The sequence below is a fragment of the Erythrobacter longus genome (assembly GCF_000715015.1).
GTDB lineage: Bacteria > Pseudomonadota > Alphaproteobacteria > Sphingomonadales > Sphingomonadaceae > Erythrobacter > Erythrobacter longus.
The window spans coordinates 580,650-599,865 of record NZ_JMIW01000001.1 but is presented as its reverse complement, the minus strand read 5'-3'; the positions used below and the strand labels follow the sequence as shown (position 1 = coordinate 599,865).

The 19,216-nt window shown below is 57.6% G+C and carries 19 protein-coding genes; 12 read left to right on the top strand and 7 right to left on the bottom strand.

The genetic code is table 11. The annotated features are described in order from the left end of the window. Nucleotides 1-210 precede the first annotated feature (210 nt). The 3 genes from EH31_RS02885 to EH31_RS16665 form a co-directional block, all read right to left on the bottom strand. Nucleotides 211-1,005: a hypothetical protein gene (locus EH31_RS02885; protein ID WP_034957960.1), complete on the bottom strand. Its 795-nt coding sequence runs from the start codon at nucleotides 1,003-1,005 to the stop codon at nucleotides 211-213. Then, complete coding sequence (locus EH31_RS02880; RefSeq protein WP_034958851.1) at nucleotides 998-2,335, bottom strand: DNA cytosine methyltransferase; 1,338 nt, start codon at nucleotides 2,333-2,335, stop codon at nucleotides 998-1,000. The genes EH31_RS02885 and EH31_RS02880 overlap by 8 nt, the downstream gene beginning before the upstream one ends. 324 nt (nucleotides 2,336-2,659) lie before the next feature. Then, nucleotides 2,660-3,565: a hypothetical protein gene (locus tag EH31_RS16665; protein ID WP_051698883.1), complete on the bottom strand. Its 906-nt coding sequence runs from the start codon at nucleotides 3,563-3,565 to the stop codon at nucleotides 2,660-2,662. A 103-nt stretch (nucleotides 3,566-3,668) separates the two neighbouring features. Between EH31_RS16665 and EH31_RS02870 the strand changes: the two genes are divergently transcribed. Together EH31_RS02870 and EH31_RS02865 are read left to right on the top strand one after the other, a co-directional pair. Further along, nucleotides 3,669-5,768, top strand: a complete 2,100-nt coding sequence (locus tag EH31_RS02870) for a molybdopterin-dependent oxidoreductase (protein WP_034957958.1) — start codon at nucleotides 3,669-3,671, stop codon at nucleotides 5,766-5,768. 95 nt (nucleotides 5,769-5,863) lie between these two features. Further along, nucleotides 5,864-6,535, top strand: a complete 672-nt coding sequence (locus EH31_RS02865) for a putative 2OG-Fe(II) oxygenase (protein ID WP_034957957.1) — start codon at nucleotides 5,864-5,866, stop codon at nucleotides 6,533-6,535. A gap of 200 nt (nucleotides 6,536-6,735) precedes the next feature. Here EH31_RS02865 and EH31_RS17490 read toward each other — a convergent pair whose 3' ends face one another. Then, on the bottom strand, nucleotides 6,736-7,179 hold the full coding sequence (locus EH31_RS17490; protein ID WP_152553432.1) for a hypothetical protein: 444 nt from the start codon (nucleotides 7,177-7,179) through the stop codon (nucleotides 6,736-6,738). A gap of 331 nt (nucleotides 7,180-7,510) precedes the next feature. Between EH31_RS17490 and EH31_RS02855 the strand changes: the two genes are divergently transcribed. The 9 genes from EH31_RS02855 (at nucleotide 7,511) to EH31_RS02815 (ending at nucleotide 16,178) form a co-directional block, all read left to right on the top strand. Beyond that, complete coding sequence (locus tag EH31_RS02855; RefSeq protein WP_034957955.1) at nucleotides 7,511-8,551, top strand: tetratricopeptide repeat protein; 1,041 nt, start codon at nucleotides 7,511-7,513, stop codon at nucleotides 8,549-8,551. Between the two features lie 129 nt (nucleotides 8,552-8,680). Beyond that, nucleotides 8,681-9,475 carry an outer membrane protein assembly factor BamD gene (locus tag EH31_RS02850; RefSeq protein WP_051698880.1) on the top strand — a complete coding sequence of 265 codons (795 nt, stop codon included), beginning with the start codon at nucleotides 8,681-8,683 and terminating at the stop codon, nucleotides 9,473-9,475. Between the two features lie 99 nt (nucleotides 9,476-9,574). Next, nucleotides 9,575-11,242: a DNA repair protein RecN gene (recN, locus tag EH31_RS02845; RefSeq protein WP_034957953.1), complete on the top strand. Its 1,668-nt coding sequence runs from the start codon at nucleotides 9,575-9,577 to the stop codon at nucleotides 11,240-11,242. Beyond that, nucleotides 11,242-11,775 carry a hypothetical protein gene (locus EH31_RS02840; RefSeq protein WP_034957952.1) on the top strand — a complete coding sequence of 178 codons (534 nt, stop codon included), beginning with the start codon at nucleotides 11,242-11,244 and terminating at the stop codon, nucleotides 11,773-11,775. The genes recN and EH31_RS02840 overlap by 1 nt, the downstream gene beginning before the upstream one ends. 123 nt (nucleotides 11,776-11,898) lie before the next feature. Then, nucleotides 11,899-12,834: an acyltransferase family protein gene (locus EH31_RS16650; protein WP_206742004.1), complete on the top strand. Its 936-nt coding sequence runs from the start codon at nucleotides 11,899-11,901 to the stop codon at nucleotides 12,832-12,834. Between the two features lie 90 nt (nucleotides 12,835-12,924). Beyond that, nucleotides 12,925-13,278 (top strand): hypothetical protein, encoded by a 354-nt coding sequence (locus EH31_RS02830; RefSeq protein ID WP_034957951.1) that lies wholly within the window; start codon nucleotides 12,925-12,927, stop codon nucleotides 13,276-13,278. Further along, nucleotides 13,268-15,493, top strand: a complete 2,226-nt coding sequence (gene ligA, locus EH31_RS02825) for an NAD-dependent DNA ligase LigA (protein ID WP_034957950.1) — start codon at nucleotides 13,268-13,270, stop codon at nucleotides 15,491-15,493. The genes EH31_RS02830 and ligA overlap by 11 nt, the downstream gene beginning before the upstream one ends. A gap of 2 nt (nucleotides 15,494-15,495) precedes the next feature. Next, nucleotides 15,496-15,684: a glycine zipper domain-containing protein gene (locus EH31_RS02820; RefSeq protein ID WP_034957949.1), complete on the top strand. Its 189-nt coding sequence runs from the start codon at nucleotides 15,496-15,498 to the stop codon at nucleotides 15,682-15,684. Continuing rightward, complete coding sequence (locus EH31_RS02815; RefSeq protein WP_051698877.1) at nucleotides 15,684-16,178, top strand: CinA family protein; 495 nt, start codon at nucleotides 15,684-15,686, stop codon at nucleotides 16,176-16,178. Before EH31_RS02820 ends, EH31_RS02815 begins: the two co-directional genes overlap by 1 nt. On the opposite strand, the gene EH31_RS02810 is transcribed toward EH31_RS02815, so the two are convergent. From EH31_RS02810 to EH31_RS02800, 3 genes are read right to left on the bottom strand one after another with little or no spacing between them, the layout of a single operon-like run. Continuing rightward, the gene (locus EH31_RS02810) at nucleotides 16,175-17,080 is read right to left on the bottom strand and encodes a 50S ribosomal protein L11 methyltransferase (RefSeq protein ID WP_034957947.1); all 906 of its coding nucleotides are present in this window, start codon (nucleotides 17,078-17,080) and stop codon (nucleotides 16,175-16,177) included. The genes EH31_RS02815 and EH31_RS02810 overlap by 4 nt on opposite strands. Next, nucleotides 17,077-18,000: a subclass B3 metallo-beta-lactamase gene (gene bla, locus EH31_RS02805; RefSeq protein ID WP_161782118.1), complete on the bottom strand. Its 924-nt coding sequence runs from the start codon at nucleotides 17,998-18,000 to the stop codon at nucleotides 17,077-17,079. Before bla ends, EH31_RS02810 begins: the two co-directional genes overlap by 4 nt. Further along, on the bottom strand, nucleotides 17,990-18,715 hold the full coding sequence (locus EH31_RS02800) for an SDR family NAD(P)-dependent oxidoreductase (RefSeq protein ID WP_034957944.1): 726 nt from the start codon (nucleotides 18,713-18,715) through the stop codon (nucleotides 17,990-17,992). The genes bla and EH31_RS02800 overlap by 11 nt, the downstream gene beginning before the upstream one ends. Before the next feature lie 109 nt (nucleotides 18,716-18,824). Here EH31_RS02800 and sdhC point away from each other — a divergent pair, with 109 nt between their 5' ends. Beyond that, nucleotides 18,825-19,214 (top strand): succinate dehydrogenase, cytochrome b556 subunit, encoded by a 390-nt coding sequence (sdhC, locus tag EH31_RS02795; RefSeq protein ID WP_034957943.1) that lies wholly within the window; start codon nucleotides 18,825-18,827, stop codon nucleotides 19,212-19,214. Nucleotides 19,215-19,216 lie beyond the last annotated feature (2 nt).

Here is a 19,216-nt window from a genome sequence, read left to right as displayed (position 1 = left end):
TAGTCGCAGCGGGGTCGGCGCGTAAGCCACCACCATCGGAGGCCCACCCCTAACCCCTCCCGCAAGCGGTAGGGGGACAATGTATCGAAAATCTTTTCTGTCATCCCGAACTCGTTTCGGGAGAACCCTCAAAGTAGTGCGCCACCCTTGTTATCCTGAAACAAGTTCAGGATGACGCTTATTGCTGCGTTGCGGATGGGGGAGGAGTAGCTAATCGCGGTAGTCGCGTATTGCAGTCGCGTTCAGTTCCGTTGCGGGAGCCAACCTGTAATGCCGTTCCTGGACGACACACACACTGTCATCCTGTATTGCGAGTTCAAACAATGCGATGACCCCATCGTCCATAAACTGCGCCGAGATGGCACGGCATCGAATTCCGGCAAACTTCTCTTCTACGAATGCGATGTCTTGACTGGTTTGGACAACCCCAATCTGGTCATTTCCACCCTTGGCTTGCACAGGGATGACGAAGTGGCACCCATGCTTGTCCATCCCGACATAGAGTTCATCAATCTCAATTTGACCAACACCGATTACAGTCGTGCGTAGGTGGTTTTGCAAGCTGTAAGTGGTCAACCCAAGAAACGTGTCGATCAAGCGATTGTATCTGACAATAGCTAAGAGGGCTTGCTCATCATCGAGGGCATATGCCCTGATAACTTCGGGTGTGGCATCAGGGATTGTTATTTTGACAAGGTCCGTGCGGGGTACAATTCGAGTTTTTCGCACTAAACGAAATCGATATCGCGCCCGACCGGCACCCTCGATGATCCACTCTTGACCCTCAGGTTGAGTTTCTAGGACACTCTCGGGAAGCGGTGTGCGATAGCGAACGCTGTAAATTACGTCCCCGAGGTTTCTTGGAAGGCGCAATTCAAGCTCTGCTGCTTTCGCTACCAAATCCTCTCGATCAAATTCAAACGATTTCACGCCCTCGGCAAAGTGGTCGAAGAAAATATTTTCTATCAACACTTGATAGCGGTTTGACCTACGCGCCCTAGCCATGGGCGACCTTCTGTCTAGCCAACCGTTCGACCTCAATATCTTCCTGCTTTCGCTTTGTCGCTCCGCTCTTCATGTTCCGGCGCGTTTCAGGTGGCCTCACATCGAAATGCTGTGCTGCCTGACCAACGGTCATCCGCAACAATTTGGGGTCTCCGAGATCGACAGTGTCGCTCGTGGTCGGAAGGGCGAAGCCACCTGCTTCAAATACCTGCGTCGCAACAGCTCTTGCAAGTGGTGGCGGAACTGAGTTTCCGATCTGCCGCGCACCGTGCCATTTCGTTTCATTAAATCGGAACCAATCGGGGTAACCGTGAAGCCGCGCCATTTCTCTTACAGTTACGCAACGATTATACTTCGGGTGGATTGGACGAGGACTTGTGAAGGCGCCCCTTGCTCCATCTGTTCCAGCGCGGAGAGTGTTGCTTAAACCACGAGGGTGCAGTTTATAGAATCTAGAGATTGGTTCGGTTTCACCGCCTTTGGTCTCCGAAAACCGCCGTCTTGAAATGGCTGTGTGTTCCGTACGGGCGCTTGAGGTCAAGAGGTCCGGTCTCCAGACGCGCGTTTGGCTGTGATGCCAAGCAGTGTTAGTCCGGCTACGCATTTCTTCGGCGTACGGTGAGGGGCTTCCCCAGTTGGTACAGCGGACCTCGTCTGTCACGCGAAGCTCCTCAAATTCCTCAGCATTCGGAATATCGCCCAATGCATCCTCAACCGTTGGTCCGATTGACAACCCGTCAAAGACTTGCCGCTTACCGTCTGCAGGATTTGTCCATGGACTGGGATAGGACGGGGCAAGCTCACCACGCCTTGTGCCAAACAATATGAGTCGTTCGCGATGCTGTGGCACACCAAAATTAGCCGCGTCTAGAACTTGCCAGGGTTGACATACCTCGTAGCCCAAATCGCCAGCATGCTCGATAAACTCTTCAAGGAACCTTCTGTGCTTGCCAACTGTGAGACCTTTAACGTTCTCAAAAACGAAATATGTTGCATCGAGATCAGCGACTATTTTCAGGAAATCCGTAACCAACTTATTTCGCGGATCGTCCAGTACTCGTTGGCCGATCATAGAGAAGCCCTGGCAAGGAGCACCTCCAAAAACAACATCCACTTTGCGGTTGCCGATTCCAGCAGCGACCCTAATCTCGCTTGCCTTCAGACCCTCAACCGAACGCGGGAGGATTGCGCAATTCGGGAAGTTATACTTGTGAGTCGCACAATGGACGGGGTCGATTTCAACCGCTGCGACGATATCGAAACCCGCTTGTTCGAAGCCGAGGCTCATGCCGCCTGCGCCAGCGAATAGGTCCACACCAATTGGTCGCATCTTGGTCTCCACTAAATACAATTACATGGTGAAACATTAGTGGAACATCTGCAAGGGTCAGACTCTGATTTAAGGCCGAAATGGTGCTAGTTTTCCACGCTTAGCCGGGTGTCGTACGACTCGCCTATTGGCTGCATAAACACACGAAGATCCCTTCGGCTGGCTCATGGCGTACGGTCCTCGTTGAATGGAAAATGGCTATCCCCTCACGCAAGCGGGAGGGGACCATCCATGCGTCATCCCGAATTCATTTCGGGATAACCCTCTTTGTAAGCGCCAACCTCTGTTATCCTGGAGTCGCAGACGGCCATAGGCCTCCCAAGTTCAGGATGACGGTTGTTCGGGCTCCCTCTCATCCCACCCATCATCCTTAAGCCCATGCACCGTCTTCCTCGGCCTTGGCGGCTCGGGCTTCTTGCGCCAGTCAAACGGCTCGCAGTTCACCGTCTCGCGCGAGCCTCGCTCGTGCCGACGACGAAACGCCTCGTCAGCCTCCAAGCGCTCGAAATCGGCGTTGCGTAGGGCCTCGAAGGCCTTCCATGCCTTGCGGGTTTCTTCGGAGAATTGCTCCCATTCGCGCTGGCGGGTGAGCTCGACCTCGCGGCGGATGCCTGCGATTTTGGCGTCGATGTTTTCGCGGATGGCCTGAACGGTGACGGGGGCGGAGCGTTTCTTGGCCTCATCGACCTGCTCGGCCTCCCATTCTGCGCGAAATTTGGCGCGCCATTTCTTTTTGAGGCGGCGCTTCTCCATTCTGCCGACCGCGTTCAGACCCTTGAGCGATCCCCCTCCTTTTGCAGCGGCGTTGCCAAAGCGTTCGGGTGCGCGGTTTCTGAGCATGAACATAAGGAGGCGGTCGTTGACCTTCTTTCGCACGCCGACAAGCTCGCCATAGGAGTAAACAGGCTCATCCACGCCGTGGAGCGCGCGCTCCATTGCGACGTCTTCCAATTGCTGGATGCCGAGGTCGAGCGCCTTCTTCCAGGCTTTGCGAAAGCTCTCTGCGCCTTCTTGACGGCGCAGGTGATAGGCGCCCACTGTGCTCATATCGACCTTTTTACAGGCGCTTGCGACGGAGCCTGTATCGGCGAGGGCTTCGATGAAGTTTTGCTGGCGCTCAGGCGTCCAGCCGTCGTGGCGCTCGTACTGGCGCGGGACGGGTGTGAAGGAGGGGAGCTGGCCTCGGGGGACGAGGGAGCGGGAGGTGCGGGGATCGGCGCGGCGGGTCATGGTGAAGGGAGGAGAGCAGAAAAGGGCGAAGTAGGAAAATGCGCAGGCGCTTGCTCTTGGGCGCGGTCGGCTGCAAAAGGGGGCTCAAGAGAGAGGCCAACACATGACTGTTATTCACAAGCGCACCTGCCACATTTGCGAGGCGAATTGCGGGATTTTGGTTGAGGTTGAGGGGCGGCGTGTGCTCTCGATCAAGGGCAATCCCGACAATCCGCTCAGCCGTGGCTATATCTGTCCCAAGGCGACGGCGATTGCTGACCTGCAGGATGATCCTGACCGCTTGCGCACGCCGATGAAGCGGGTGGGGGACGGCTGGGAAGAGATGGATTGGGACGAGGCCTACCGCGAGATTGCAGCGAAGGTGGCGGCGATTGATCCTGTTGGGACGGCGTCGGCCTTTTATCGCGGGAACCCGAGCGCGCATGACTATGCTCTGGTGCTGCAATCGCGCCATTTGCAGCGGGCCGTTGGGGCAAAGCGGTCCTATTCCGCCTCCACCCTCGACCAGATGCCGCACCATTATGTGCAGTATCAGATGTATGGCCATGTGAGCCTGGCCGCGGTGCCTGATATTGATCGCACGCAAGCCCTCCTGATCCTTGGCGGCAATCCGATGGCGTCCAATGGCAGCTTGTGGACGGTGCCCGATTTTCGCGGCAGAGTGCGCGAGCTTCACGCGCGCGGCGGGACGATGACGGTGGTGGATCCGCGCAAGACCGAGACGGCGAAGGTCGCCGATCACTGGGTGCCGATCAAGCCTGGCACGGACACCGCATTGCTGGTTGCGATCTTAAAGATTGTGCTTGAGGCGAAGCCGGACCTGCGCCCCGGTCTGGCCGAGGTTTGTGATCAGAACCTTGACGCTGTGCGCGATGCTCTGGCGCAGTTTGAAATCGCTGGCCTCTCTGCCTTTTGCGGGGTGAGCGAGGACGATATCCGCGCCATGGCTGCGCCGTTCACAGGCGATGAGCCTGCCGCCATTTACGGGCGCATGGGTGTTTCCGTTTGCGAATTTGGCGCTTTCAACCACTGGATCGTCCAGCTTATCAATCTGGCCTCGGGCAATCTTGATCGCGTTGGCGGGACCATGTTCCCCAAGCCCTTGTTCGATCTGGTCGGCCTTAATGGCCCGGGCGGCGTCAGCACGGTAGTAACCTCTCGCGGCACGCTTCCGTCTGTCATGGGCGAAACCCCGATGGTTGCCTTTGCCGATGAAATGCTGCGCGAGGATGATGGGCGCATCAAAGTCCTGTTCGTCCAATCGGGCAATCCCGTGCTGTCTGCCCCCGATGGCCGCAAGACCGAAGAGGGCCTGCAAAAACTTGACCTGATGGTCGCTTTTGATCCGCATATCACCGAGACATCACGCCATGCGGATTACGTTTTGCCGCCATGCGGGCCGCTTGAAAAAGACCATTTCAACATGTTTTTTGGCCCACTGTCCGTGCGCAATTTCGGCGCCTACTCTGCGCCGACCCTGCCGATGGAAGAAGGCGCAAAAACCGACTGGGAAATCGTCAGCGAGCTCGCCATTGCGGTTCATGCGGCCAAGGGCAGCTCTGCCCCCAATATGCAAACGCCCCGCGAGCAATTGGACGCTCTGCTCAAAGCGTCGCCTGCCGGAATGTCCCTCGCCGAAGTGGAAGCCATGCCAGACGGCGTTGACCTTGGCCCGCTAGAACCTTGCATCAAGACCCGCGTCAAAACGCACGATCAGAAAATCCACGTCGCGCCCGCAGAATTGCTCGCCGATATCGAGCGGTTTGCGCAAACATTGAACGAAGTTCCCGAAGACGCGCTGCGCCTTATCGGCAGACGCCACGTTCGCTCCAACAACAGCTGGCTTCACAATTCGCACCGCCTCGTCAAAGGGCCGGACCGCTGCACTCTTATGATGCACCCCGAAGACGCAAAGCTGCGGGGGATCGCAGATGGACAGGCAATTGCCATCCAATCCGATGTCACCGTGATCGAAACCACAGCCGAAATCACCGATGACATGATGCAAGGCGTTGTCTCTCTCCCGCATGGGTGGGGGCACAATCGCAGCGGGCTCAGTTGGAAAACGGCCGCCGATCATGCAGGTGTATCATTCAACGATCTGGTTGGGACACAGCGCTATGATGCGCTCACCGGAAATGCCGTTCTGAATGGCATAGCGGTGAGCGTCGCTCCAAAAGAGAAGGAAGTCGCGGTCGCGTAAAGGCGCTGCGGAGCTGTCGGTCAGCGCTTTACCCACATTTAAGGCTTCATGGTTAAGCTTCCGGCAACCTCAATGCTTGCCGGATCTAAGCTCTTATGAATAAGCCCTTCAATTCCAATCCTGAAAACGTCACTCCGGTTTCAGAAGACCCGTTTGCGTATTTCATGCCGATGGTTTCAGTGGGTCACTTGATCGTGCCAATCGGTGTTGATCTCGACAATGCTGCTATCTCTGACGCTGTGATTGCGATGGAAGACCAACGACGCAGCGAAGAGATAGGGGACACCAAATCCGAAGACTCGCTCCTTCCATATGACAATCCTCACGTGGCGGGATTGTTGCAACGGATTGATGGCTTTTTCCGTACACTAAACCCCCACTTTGAATCGTTCGAAGAGGCTGAAAGCTGGGGCCATATCCTTAATCCGGGGCAAAACACCGACTACCACACGCATATGCGCGGTGGTTGGCCTGATGGGTTGTCGTGGGTGTATTATCCGCAATATCCCGAACACAGCGGCGAGCTTGTTTTTGCGCTCGATGCCGTCGCACGCCGCACGATGGTCGAGGTCAATCCTGAGGTCGGCAATCTGGTTATCTTCCCAAGCTATGCGCCGCATTACACACGGCGCAACATGAGCAATGAAAAGCGCGTTTCAATCAGCGGAAATTACTTCCCTGATCCTGAACGCGTTGAAGAATATGAACAATTCGAAGCTTCCAATATCACTCCGATGGCCCACATTCTGGGTATCTGGAACGCGTGACATACCGGCGGCGGGACGGCGTACAATCGGTGTTTGGATATGTCGGAATTTCTGACAGTTGGGTGAAAGAGCGCCGGGGCCTTAACCATTGCGATCCGCGCTGATCGTGGGGTTTCTGGCAACTGGCACGGCCTTTGCTTTACCAATCCCTGAACCGAGATGCGCCTCCGGGCGATCTCAGAAATGACGAAACAAGCCGGTTATGGGGTGACAAGAATGCAATATCGGAAACTTACCAAGGCAGCGGTTGTGAGCGCTGCGGTGGCCACGACATCGGTCGCCGCGGTTACGCCGACTGATGCGAATGCGTTTTTCTTCAAGACGACGAACTCGGGGTTCTTCTCGAAGACCAACACGACAAAATCGACCTTTAGCAAGTCGTTCTTCACGAAGTCGACCAAATCGACCAAATCGACCAAGTCAACGAAGTCGTCGACTTCGACCTCTGGCGGCAGCTCGTCCACTTCTGGCGGTACTACTTCTGGCGGCTCTACCTCGGGTGGCGGTACGTCTACCTCGACCGGCGGCAGCACATCGGGCGGTATCAGTTCCACCTCAGGTGGCACAACCACGACAACCTCGGGCGGCAGCACATCTGGCGGTTCAAGCACCGGCGGTACGAATGTTCCGGCACCCGGTGGCATGGCGCTGTTTGGTCTTGCTGCAGCGGGCGTTGTTGGCGGTCGCCGCTTCGCCAAGAAGCGCTCCAAAAAAGCATAATTGACGCGCGCGATTTTTGCGCGTTTCGCGATTATTCAAAAGGTCGGTCCCGATGCGCGGGATCGGCCTTTTTCGCGTTTGAGCCAAGCGCGCTGGGTAAAGGTCTGCATACGCCCCTGAGTATTGCACCCCTGAGTATTGCACCCCTGGGTCTTGTACCCCTGAGCATGTGGCTTGCGCGGATCGGGGACAGGAAAGGTTGGTGTCGGGCAGATTTAGCGAAAAATTAGATTTTGAGAACTAGATGCACGGGGCATGACAACGACCAAATTCAAGCTGGTGTCTCCTGCATTTGCGGCCGCGATTGCCTTGGTGTTGAGCGGGTGCGAAGGCATGATGAGCGCCTCATCGTCCATCGAAGATGCGCAGAGCGCGTTTGAACAAGGGCAATACCGCATCGCAAATGCCCATTTGGCTGACCTCCTCGAACGCGGAGAAACCAATGCGGCTGTGCGCAAGCTGCAATTGGATTTGATGCTCAAAATGGGCGACGGCAACCGCGCGATTGCGGCCCTTGACCAATTGTCCGAAGCCGAATTTGGTGGTGTTGATCGCCGTGTGGCGCTTGCTCATGCTCAGATATTGCAAGGCTCGCCTCAAAAGACGGCTGAAATCTATGCGCCGTTGCTCGAAGAAGACTATACAGAGCAGGACTTCAGAATGGTTCTGTGGGCGCTGCGCGACATGGGCGAGGCTGAAGATTTTGCCAGCGGGATGGATTACGCTTTGGAGAAATTCCCTAACAGCCCATACTTGAATGCGCTTGCCGCCGATCAGCTTTATGATTTCGACTTGCCTGAAGAAGCCAAGCAATTTGCGGATCGTGCATTGCAAAATGGACCCGGTATTTTCGAGGCGAATATGGTGGCCGGTCGCAAAGCGATTTATGATGGTAAATTGGAAGAGGCCATCGGTCACTACAAAAAAGCTCATGAAATCAATCCGGCAATGGCATCGCCTTTGTCGAATGTGGTTGGGCTGCATCTTGATCTGGGACAGGTTGACGAAGCGGGCAAGGTCATCAAAGTGGCTGTGCAGAATTTCGGCGATTTCCCGTTCCTGCAATGGCAGGTGGCGCGCTACAAGCTGGCAACAGGTGACCTTCAAGGTGCGCGTGAGGCAAAAGACCGGGTCGCGCGGGTGTTTGCTGACAATACCGAATTCATGCTGCTCGTGGCAGAGATTGAAACGGCCCTTGGGAACAAGGGCCTTGCGCTTGACAGCTACCGCAGATTTGTCCGCGAGGCGGGTGAAGTACCTGAAGTGATGGCCAAAATTGCTGAACTGGAAGGCTGATCGGTCGGCGAAATCGGGCTCTGAATCTGTCTGGATCAAGGTTTAACCGGGCTGCGTTCGCAATGAGCGGCGCAAAACCTAGCGAACTTCACTTGGCGTTCACCTTGAGGCTGGCTATATCCCGCGCCTATGACACGCTCAATTCGTTCAAAAATCACTCGCGCTGCCCTGCTTGGCGGCGTCATTGCTGCCACCGCTGCGTGCGGAGGCGGCTCGGCCAATGAAGACGTCGCATATGTCGCGCGCGATGTTGAAACGCTTTACGCCGAGGCGCAGAACCGCCTTGATAGCGGCAATACGCAAGTGGCCGCGGCTCTATTTGACGAGGTTGAGCGTCAGCACCCCTATTCGCCATGGGCGCGCCGTGCGCAGTTGATGAGCGCGTTCAGCTATTACATTTCGCGCGATTACAACAAGTCGATCTCGAACGCTCAGCGTTTCTTGTCGATCCACCCGGGTAACAAAGACGCGCCTTATGCCTATTATCTCATCGCGCTGTGCTATTACGAGCAAATCTCCGATGTGAACCGCGATCAGTCGATTACCGAGCAAGCGCAAACCGCGCTTCGCGAAGTGAACCGCCGTTTCCCGCAAACCGAATACGCAGCAGATGCGCGGCTGAAGCTTGACCTTGTGGCTGACCACCTGGCGGGCAAGGAAATGGAAATTGGCCGGTTTTATCAGCGTTCCGGCCGCTGGCTCGCGGCGCAATTGCGTTTCCGCAATGTGGTTGAGGATTTCGAGACCACCAGCCACACTCCCGAAGCTCTCTACCGCCTGACGGAAAGCAGCCTTGCGTTGGGCATCCGCGAAGAAGCGGTGAAATACACCGCTGTTCTTGGCGCGAACTATCCGGGCACGGAATGGTACGAGAAAGCCTACGAACTCGTGCAAGACCACGCGAGCGACGTAACGCCAAGCTGATCGTTGCGACTGCCTTAAAAAGCCGTCTGATTAAACCTGTTCGTTTCCGCACATCTCCTGCGTGACGCCGCGTATGGATTGCGGTAAGCCATTTCCGCAATGCTAACCCGGCTTTCCATCCGCAATATCGTTTTGATCGAAGCGCTTGACCTAGATTTCAGGCGCGGGCTGGGTGTGCTTACAGGCGAGACCGGAGCGGGTAAGTCGATTCTGCTCGATGCTCTGGGCCTTGTTCTGGGCGACCGGGCGGAAACATCGCTCGTGCGCGGCGGGGAAGATAAGGCGAGCGTTTCGGCCAGCTTTGAGTTTGCTGAGCTTCCACCCGCGATTGCGGCCGCGCTGGATGATGCAGACATTGAACTTGAACCGGGCGAGCCTTTGATCATACGCCGCCAGGTCAAGGCCGATGGTGGATCCAAAGCCTTCATCAACGATCAACCGACCAGCGTCGGACTTTTGCGAGAGCTTGCCGCCAATCTGGTCGAGCTGCATGGACAGCATGATGACCGGGGCCTTGTGAACCCGCGCGGGCATATGGCTTTGCTGGACCGGTTTGCAGGCACGGATCTCGATGCGCTTGGCCGCCGCTGGAAGGCATGGGCCAAGGCTGAGGCGCAACTGTCTGAAGCGCGTGATCAGGTTGAACAAGCGCGCGCCGATCAGGATTTGCTGATTGCGCATCTGGCCGAACTCACAGCCCTTGAACCGCAGGCGGGCGAGGAAAGCCGCCTCGCTCTATCGCGGGCTGATATGCAAAAGGGTGAGAGGCTTTCGGGCGACCTTGAAGAGCTGCGCCACCTTTGGGAGGGGTCCGATTCCCCGCTTGCCAATCTGCGCGTGGCAGCGCGCAAACTTGACCGGATCGCCGAAGAGCACCCCTTACTCAAAGAGGCGCTCGAAGCGCTTGACCGGGCGGTGATCGAGGCGGGCGAGGCAGAGGATAAGCTTGAAGCGGCAGCGATGGCCTTGGTGCATGATCCCCAAGCCTTGGATGCAGCCGAAACGCGCCTGTTTGAGCTGCGCGCACTGGCCCGCAAGCACCGCTGCGAAGTGGATGCCTTGCCTGAACTCATGCGCGATATGCGCGTGCGGCTTGATGCGATTGAGGGCGGCGAGGCGCAGCTGGTTGCGCTCGAAGCGGGCGCGCGCGAGGCGCGTGAGGCGTATCTCAAGGCCGCTGAAAAGGCGCATGACACGCGCGTAAAAGCGGCGAAAAAGCTCGACAAGGCGGTGGCGGGTGAGCTTGCACCGCTCAAACTGGACGCAGCGCGGTTCCAGACATCGATCACCATTCTGCCCGAAGACCGCTGGGGCGCGTCGGGCATGGACGGGGCAGAGTTTCTGATCTCGACCAATCCGGGTTCGGACTTTGCGCCGCTTAACAAGATTGCGTCGGGCGGTGAGCTGTCCCGCTTTATCCTCGCATTGAAAGTGGCGCTGGCAGAGAAGGGCGGCGCGGCGACCATTATCTTTGACGAGATTGACCGCGGTGTCGGCGGCGCTGTGGCAAGCGCCATTGGTGAACGCCTTGCCCGCCTTGCAAGCGAAGAGGGGCAGCTGCTCGCCGTTACGCACAGCCCGCAAGTGGCCGCACGCGGGTCACAGCATTACCTCATTGCAAAATCGTCCAAGGGCACAGTCACCAAGACCGGTGTCATTGAGCTCGACGCCAAAGGCAGGCAAGAAGAGATTGCCCGCATGCTGTCCGGCGCAGAAATCACGTCAGAGGCACGCGCGCAAGCAGATCGGCTGCTGGAGGACGTTTGATGGAAATTCTGGGTGGGCTTCTTGTCGGGCTGGGCGTTATGGCCCTGCTCGCAGGCATTGGCATTGCGGCACTGGTCGCTTTGGCAGCGATGGGTGTCCTCTATTTCCTCACAGAAATGGATTTCAAAAAGGTATTCCTCATCTCTTCCGGGATCGGGCTTTTGGCGCCGATTTTCCTGGGACTCGCGATTTCCGGCGCCATTGCCGACGGCTCGCTCGAACGGGAATTGCGCGCAGAAATGGGCACCGAACTGGGCGATATTATCCAAATCCCCGAAGGCAGCGGTGACGGCCTTGGAGGGGGATGGCGCGAGTCTCTTGATGAACTGCAAGAGCTTTCGCGTCAGAACGAAAACGGCGAATTGTCCGACGAAGAAACAGAACGCCGCGCGCGCGAAATCATCAGCAATGTCGAAGGTTTGCAGATCACATTCGATGGTGACGGCGTGGTCATCGGGCCGGGCAACAGGAACGATGACAGCGGCGTCCCACTGGAACTGCCCGAAGGCGTTGAGGCTCAAGACCGCAACTAAGGTCGGGACCTATTAAACCCACCTTCGAGGTTTGAAGCGCCCCCGTACCTGCTCAATATTCTTTAATAACCCCCTGCTAACCATGCGCGCATGGAGAGGCCTGAAACCAGACCCCAAACCCGATTGGACGGACTAGACCTCTTGCGTGGTCTTGCCGCGATCGTTGTTCTGGTGATGCATATTGCGGGCTTTAAAGGCGGGCATCTGGCGGTCGACTTCTTCTTTATGCTGTCGGGCTATGTCATGGCGCGCACTTATGAGACGCGCCTGCGGTCCGGCGATGTGTCATCCCCTAAATTCATGTGGATGCGGGTGAAGCGGCTTTGGCCTGTAATGGCAATTGGCGCTGTGCTCGGGCTGAATGTCGCGCTTGTCGCTGGTGGTCCATCCGCTGACCTTGGGGTCGCATTCATTTTTGCAATGCTGCTTTTACCGGCAGGCGCAGTGACGCCGTATCTGCTGAACCTTCCGGCCTGGTCGATCTTTTATGAGCTGGTTGCCAATGCCGTGCACGCCACGTGGCTCGCCCGGTTAAGCGACCGTGCCATGATCGGCGTGTTGGGCATTTGCAGCGCATTATTCATTGCAAGCTTTGCCGTCACGGGGTTCCCGCGCATCCTGCATGAAACGACGATCACGATGCAGGTGGCTGTCATTTTCCGCGCGCTTGTTTCTTATATCATGGGCGTTCTTGCCTATCGCCTGCTCAAGGACCGCGCCCCGTTCCATATACCCGTTCTTGCCGGATGCGCTTTGATGGTCGGCTATATCGTCCTTGTTTCGGTGGTTCAGTTCCCGCTTTGGCCGGTGCCCTTTATCTTTGTTGTTGCACCGATTGCGATGATTTCGGGCCTCGATCCAAACGCGCCTCAACGGATCAGCCATGTCTTGGGGACGATGTCTTTTCCCCTTTATGCGATCCATTTTCCAGTGATTGCCCTGTGCGCGCTTGCTGGCTTTGGCCCTGGCACAGCGCTTCTCGCCAGCCTTGCTGTCGCAGCTCTATGGTTGATCCCCTCACGGCCGGTACAGTGGAAGCGCGCAGCCTCTGCTGCTTGAGCCCCTTTTCTCAAAAGCCTGGCTGAGGCATAGCGTCCCGGTGGAGTGAACGCTCGATTGCAATCAGCGGTCGTCGGTGGGGAATGGTCAATGAGACAATCCGAAAAGCAAGCCCGCGGTCTGGTGGTCATTCCGGCTGTTCTGCTGTCCCTTGCTGGTACCCTGTTTGGTCTTGCTGGCCTTCTTATGTGGGGAATTCGTGCTGCTGAGTTGATGATCCCAAACGGTCGCACAGCGCCCGATTGGGTCAGTTCAATATTCCCTTATGCGACGCTTCTGAGCTTTGCGCTTATGGCAACGATCACGGTTCTGGGCCTGCTGAACCTTTTTTTGGCGCTTCGCCCGCAGGAATTTCTTGCCGGTGGGTGGAAGCGTTGGATGATCCAGTCCATGGTGAGCGTTATTGCTGCCATCATCTTTCTGAATGCTACAAATGTCTCTTGAACCCGAAGAAATGTCTGAAGTCGATGCCGCCAATGAACTGATGCGGCTTGCGCGAAAAATCGCTCATCACGACAAACTTTATCATGCCGAAGATGCGCCCGAGATTTCGGACCCGGAATATGATGCACTGGTGCGCCGCAATCGCGAGATTGAAGAGGCTTTCCCCCATCTGATCCGGGATGACAGTCCATCCAAAAAGGTGGGACACGAAATTGCCGCTTCGCCTTTGAGCAAAGTCACCCACGAGGTTCGCATGATGAGCCTCGACAATGGCTTTAACCGCGAAGAAGTCGCCGAATGGGTGGCGCGGGTGAGGCGCTATCTTAACCTGTCCGAAAGCGATCCGGTTGTCATTACAGCCGAGGACAAAATCGACGGCCTTTCGTGCTCGCTTCGCTATGAAAAGGGCAAGTTGGTCCGCGCCGCCACGCGCGGGGACGGGCAGGTGGGCGAGGATGTGACGCCCAATGCCCGGCATATTTCTGACATTCCACAAGAGTTACCGGCCAATATCGAGGGCGGCGTTCCCGATGTTTTCGAGGTTCGCGGCGAGGTTTATATGTCGCGCGCCGATTTTGCTGCACTGAACGCGGCTCAGGAAGAGGCAGGCGCAAAACTTTTCGCCAATCCGCGTAATGCCGCCGCTGGGTCATTCCGCCAGAAGGATGCGAGCGTGACCGCAAAGCGTCCGCTCAAATTCTGGGCCTATGGCTGGGGCGCGGCGTCCGAGGTTCCTTGCGACACGCAAAGCGACATGATGCGCAGAATCGAAAGCTGGGGCTTCCCCTTGTCGCCCTTCCTCACGCGCACTGAAACGGTCGATCAAATGATCGCGCACTATGAAGAAATCGGGCGTCAAAGGCCTGACCTTCCTTATGAAATTGATGGCGTGGTCTATAAGGTCGATCGGCTCGATTACCAACAGCGCCTCGGCTTTGTGGCGAAGGCTCCGCGCTGGGCGCTGGCGCATAAATTCCCGGCAGAGCGTGCGCAAACCACTCTTGAAGCCATCGACATTCAGGTCGGGCGCACGGGTAAGCTGACCCCTGTGGGCAGGCTTGCTCCGGTGCTGGTGGGCGGTGTGACGGTGACCAATGTTACCTTGCACAACCGCGACGAGATTGAACGGCTTGGCGTTCGTCCCGGTGACCGGGTGGTGATCCAGCGTGCTGGCGATGTTATCCCGCAAGTGGTCGAGAACCTGACCCGTGATGAACCGCGCGAGCCTTTCATCTTCCCCGACCATTGCCCCGTTTGCGACAGCGAGGCGGTGGCGCAGGATGATGACGTCGACGTGCGTTGCACTGGCGGCCTAATCTGTCCGGCACAGCGCACACAGCGGCTTGAACATTTTGTCAGTCGCAAGGCGCTCGACATTGATGGCTTCGGGACGAAGACCATTGCTCAATTCTTTGAAAAAGGCTGGCTTGAAAGTCCTGCAGACATCTTCCGGCTTCGGCAGCGGCGCGAGGATATTCTGGCGCTTGAAGGGTGGCAGGATAAGTCTGTCGATAAGCTGTTAGAAGCTGTGGATAGCAAGCGCGAACCCGATGCTGCGCGGCTGCTGTTTGGCCTTGGCATTCGCCACATTGGCGAGGTGACGGCGCGTGATTTGATGAAGAATTTCGGGACGTTGGAGGCGCTCCGCGCAGCCGTGGACCCCGCATCCTCCCCTTCAGGGGAGGGGGACCATCCGCAGGATGGGGGAGGGGAAGGCGAAGATCATGGTGAGGGCGGCGAGAGGGGGGGGGGGGGGGGGGGGAAAGGCGAAGATCATGGTGAGGGCGGCGAGAGCCCCTCCACCAGCAAAGCTGGTCCCCCTCCCCGAAGCGGGGAGGATATTCTGGCAATCGACGGCATCGGCCCCAGCGTTGTCGAAGCGCTGGGCGACTTCTTCCACGAACCGCACAATGTCGCGGTGTGGGAAGATTTGCTCTCCCTTGTGAGCCCGCCGCGTTACGAAGTGGAAACGGTGGAAAGCCGTGTCGCGGGCAAGACGGTTGTCTTCACCGGCAAACTCGAAACCATGAGCCGCGATGAAGCCAAGGCGCAGGCCGAACGCTTAGGCGCAAAGGCGGCAGGCAGCGTGAGCGCCAAGACCGACCTTCTGGTCGCAGGACCGGGAGCGGGATCGAAGCTCAAGAAGGCTGAGAGCCTCGGCATCGAAGTGGTTGATGAAGCGGGATGGGCGGCGATTGTGGAGGCAGCAGGATGAGTATGGCCGATAATAAGGGCGCCCGTTTGGGAGCCGGCATTGCAATCGGGGTCGCTTTGGGAGTGGCCTTGGACAATCTGGCGCTTGGCATCGGTGTAGGCGTTGCGATCGGGGCTGCTCTTTCAATGACCGGGGCGGGCAAGTCGGACGCCGACGAAGACGTGGATGATAGCGCGGGTAAGGGAGACTGATGGACCCGCTTCGCGACTTTCACCCCCAAGCGCTTCGTATCGCAGAAGGTCTGCGCGCACGCGGGGAGAAACTCGCCGTTGCTGATGGGGCGACCGGCGGGCTGATTATGGCGAGCCTTTTGACGGTTCCCGGAGCGCTCAATTTCTTCGTTGGCGGCGGCGTGGTCTATTCCTTTCGCGCGCGCGATGTCCTGTTCGATCAGCCGCGCGAGGCTTACAAAGGCATTCGCGGGCCGTGCAAGGAATATGCGACGCTTCAGGCGCGTTCGATCAGGGACAATATGCAGGCCGATTGGGGCCTTGCCGAAAGCGGGTCGGTCGGTGGTTCCGCCCATCCCGGCGGCGCGCCTTCGGGGCTTAGCGTTGTAGCAGTGGCCGGTCCTGACGGGTTTGAAGCGCATACCGTTTTGGAGACGGCAAGCGATGACCGGATCGCCAATATGTATGCCTTTACGCGCAATGCGCTGAATTTTCTCGAAAATGCAGTCGGTTAGGTCAGACGCCTCCGCCTGAACCACAGAATCGCCCAATCCCCCCGCTCAAGTCTGGCGACCAAGCGAAAGCCCATGCGGCGATATGCGCGGCGCACAGCGCTTTCCTGATCCCCGCTCAAAAGGCCCGCGAGAAGCAGGCTTCCCCCCGGAGCAACCGAACCGCTAAAATCAGGGGCAAGCTCGACCAGAGGCCCTGCAAGGATATTGGCGATCAACAGATCATAGGGCCCGCGCAATCGCAAAAGCGGGTCGTCCATCCCGTCAGCGATCACCATTGTCACCTGATTGGGCAGGGGACCAATCGCCACCGAGTTAAGCTCTGCATTGGTGTGGACGACATCGGCGCAGATGGGGTCGATGTCGGATGCGGTGACACGGGCAGAGGGCCACAATCTGGCAGCGGCAAAGGCGAGCAGTCCGGTGCCGGTCCCGATATCAGCGATGCTGCGCGCGCGCATCCCGGTGGATTTCATCGCGCTTAAAACTTCAAGGCATCCTGCGGTTGTCTCGTGCTGGCCGGTGCCGAACGCTTGTGCTGCGGGAATGGTGAAATTGATAAGGTCGGGGTCGGGATCAAAATCCGGCGTGTGCACGAAGAAACGGCCAGCGGTTATGGGCGGGGTGCCTTGCTGGCTTTCGCTCACCCAATCTGTATCGGGCAGCTCTTCCACTGAAATAGTTGGGGCCTTGCCTTCAAACAGGCTTTGGAGCGCCCGCTTTTGGGTTGCGGTTGGTTTGGTGGGAAACCACCCTTCAAGAACCCAATCCTGGGGGCGGTCCTCGCTGATCTCCCGCCCGGAAATCACAAGATCGTAATCCCATTCCTCAATCTCGTCATGCGCGAGGAGAGCCGCTTGCACGGTTTCTTTGGGCGCGTGGGCAATCAGTTTCCAGCTTTTCATTGGGCCCGATCTTCTTCGGATAGCGTTTCATTGGAAAGTCGCGTTTCAAGGTCGAGCAGCTTTTGCCCTGCATAGCGGGCACATGGCCGCGTCCCTTGCCTGTTTTCGATCAGATCACCCTCTTGCATCCGGCGGATCATGCGGCTGTGCGAAGGGTGCGGGGTCAGCAAAACGGTGCAGTCCTCACGCCCCAATGCGACCAGTCCGGCGCGGTATGCGGCGACATATTCGGGGTGATCGCCAAATCGGTAGTCATCGCGGCTGATGGGAGAAAGGCTGTCGGCGTAGACGATATTCTCGCAGCGTTCCTTGCATTCCTGCCACCACCAGCTCATCGCGCCAGGGGTGTGGCCGGGTGTTTCGATCGCACGAATGGTGGTGCCGCCCAGCTCTAGGATGTCTCCTGCGGCCATGATCCGTCCTACGGCAACCCCTTCGAACGGTTCGTGCATCCCGTGCTGCGGGTCCGCCAGCGAATCTTCGCCTGATGTCAGCACGGGCTCTGCGGCTTTTGAAGCGACCACCAGTGCGCCGGTTGCGCGTTGAAGCTTTGCCATGCCGCCGACGTGGTCGAAGTGTTCGTGGCTATACAAAAGATAGCGCACATCTTTAAGGTCAAAGCCCAGCGCCGCCACATTGGCCATGACCACATCCGCGCCTGCCTCGGTCCCGCTGTCGATCAGGATATGGCCCTCCTCATCGGTGATAAGGATCGCGGCGATGCCGCAGGTCCCGACATAATAGGTGTCGCGGTAAATCTCGAAGGGTGGGGCAGGTTTGTCCCATTCGTCCCATGGCTTGCAGATATCGACAAAAGCCTGTTGATCGGCGGGGATATCCACCTTCGGCTCTTGCGCAAAAGCGACAGCGGAAAGGGTAATGAGCGATGCGGCAAGTGCACGCGCAATCCTAACGAACAAAGCTTGCTCCATTGGCATCGATAACCGCGCCCGTCATGCTGGCTGGCGCATCGAGTGCGCAAAAGGAGATGATGGACGCGATCTCTTCGGGAGTTGCCACCCGGCCAAGCGGGATATCGGCCAAAAGCCCGGCCCCGCCGCGGCTTTGCAGGTAATCTCCTGCCATGGATGTGTCGGTAAAACCGGGCGTCACTGCAAAGCTCAAAATGCCTTCTGCACCATAGGCGCGCGCGATGGTCTTGTGCATCGCAATCATGCCCCCTTTGGCAGCGGCATAGTGCCAGTGAGCGGGCGAATCGCCCCGATATGCGGCGCGGCTTGCAACATGGACAAGACGCCCGCGTTCGCCGTTCTTGCCGGCAAGGCGACCTTGCCAATGGCGTACGGCAAACCGGCTGAGTTGTGCAGCGGCGGTGAGGTTGATCCGCAGGGTATCCTCCCACCGGTCGAGCCATTCAATATCGGACGAATCAAGCGAGTTGTGTTCGAACAATCCGGCATTGTTGACGAGCGCGATTATATCGCCGCCGCTCCTCTCGAGTGCTTCATTCCACAGCATTTGTGTAGCCATCGGGTCGGCAAAATCGGCCGCGATCGTATCGGGCTCTTCGCCGCGCGTGCTGTGCCCGATTACTGTGATCCCGCGCTTTTCCAGCGCTTCCTTGGCGCTCGCCCCGATGCCGCGGCTTGATCCGGTGAGAAGAATGTAACTCATGCAACCCCCTATCGGGAAAATTGCAAGTAAAGTCGAGCGGGTCTAGGCTTGCTTGTGGGGCCCACTTCGCTAAGTGGGTTGGGGGATAAACAATCAACATGAGACGAGTATGAGCCAAAGACCGCTTTCGCCGCACCTCCAGATATGGCGGTGGGGACCGCATATGCTGGTGTCGATCCTTCACCGCGCAACCGGAGACGGCATGGCCTTGGTCGGCCTTGGCGTTCTGGTGTGGTGGCTTGGCGCGCTTGCGAGCGGGCCTGAGGCATATGAAACTTTCTTGTGGGCTGCGACTTCGCCCATCGGCTATGTTGTGCTGGTCGGCCTTACATGGGCGTTCTTTACCCACATGATGAGCGGTTTGAGACACTTCGTCCTCGATATTGGTGCAGGTTATGAACTCGACACCAACCGGTTCTGGTCGATTGCATCACCGATCATCGCGATTGTCCTGACCATCGCGCTTTGGTCCTACATTATTCTGGGTAAGGGGGCTTGATC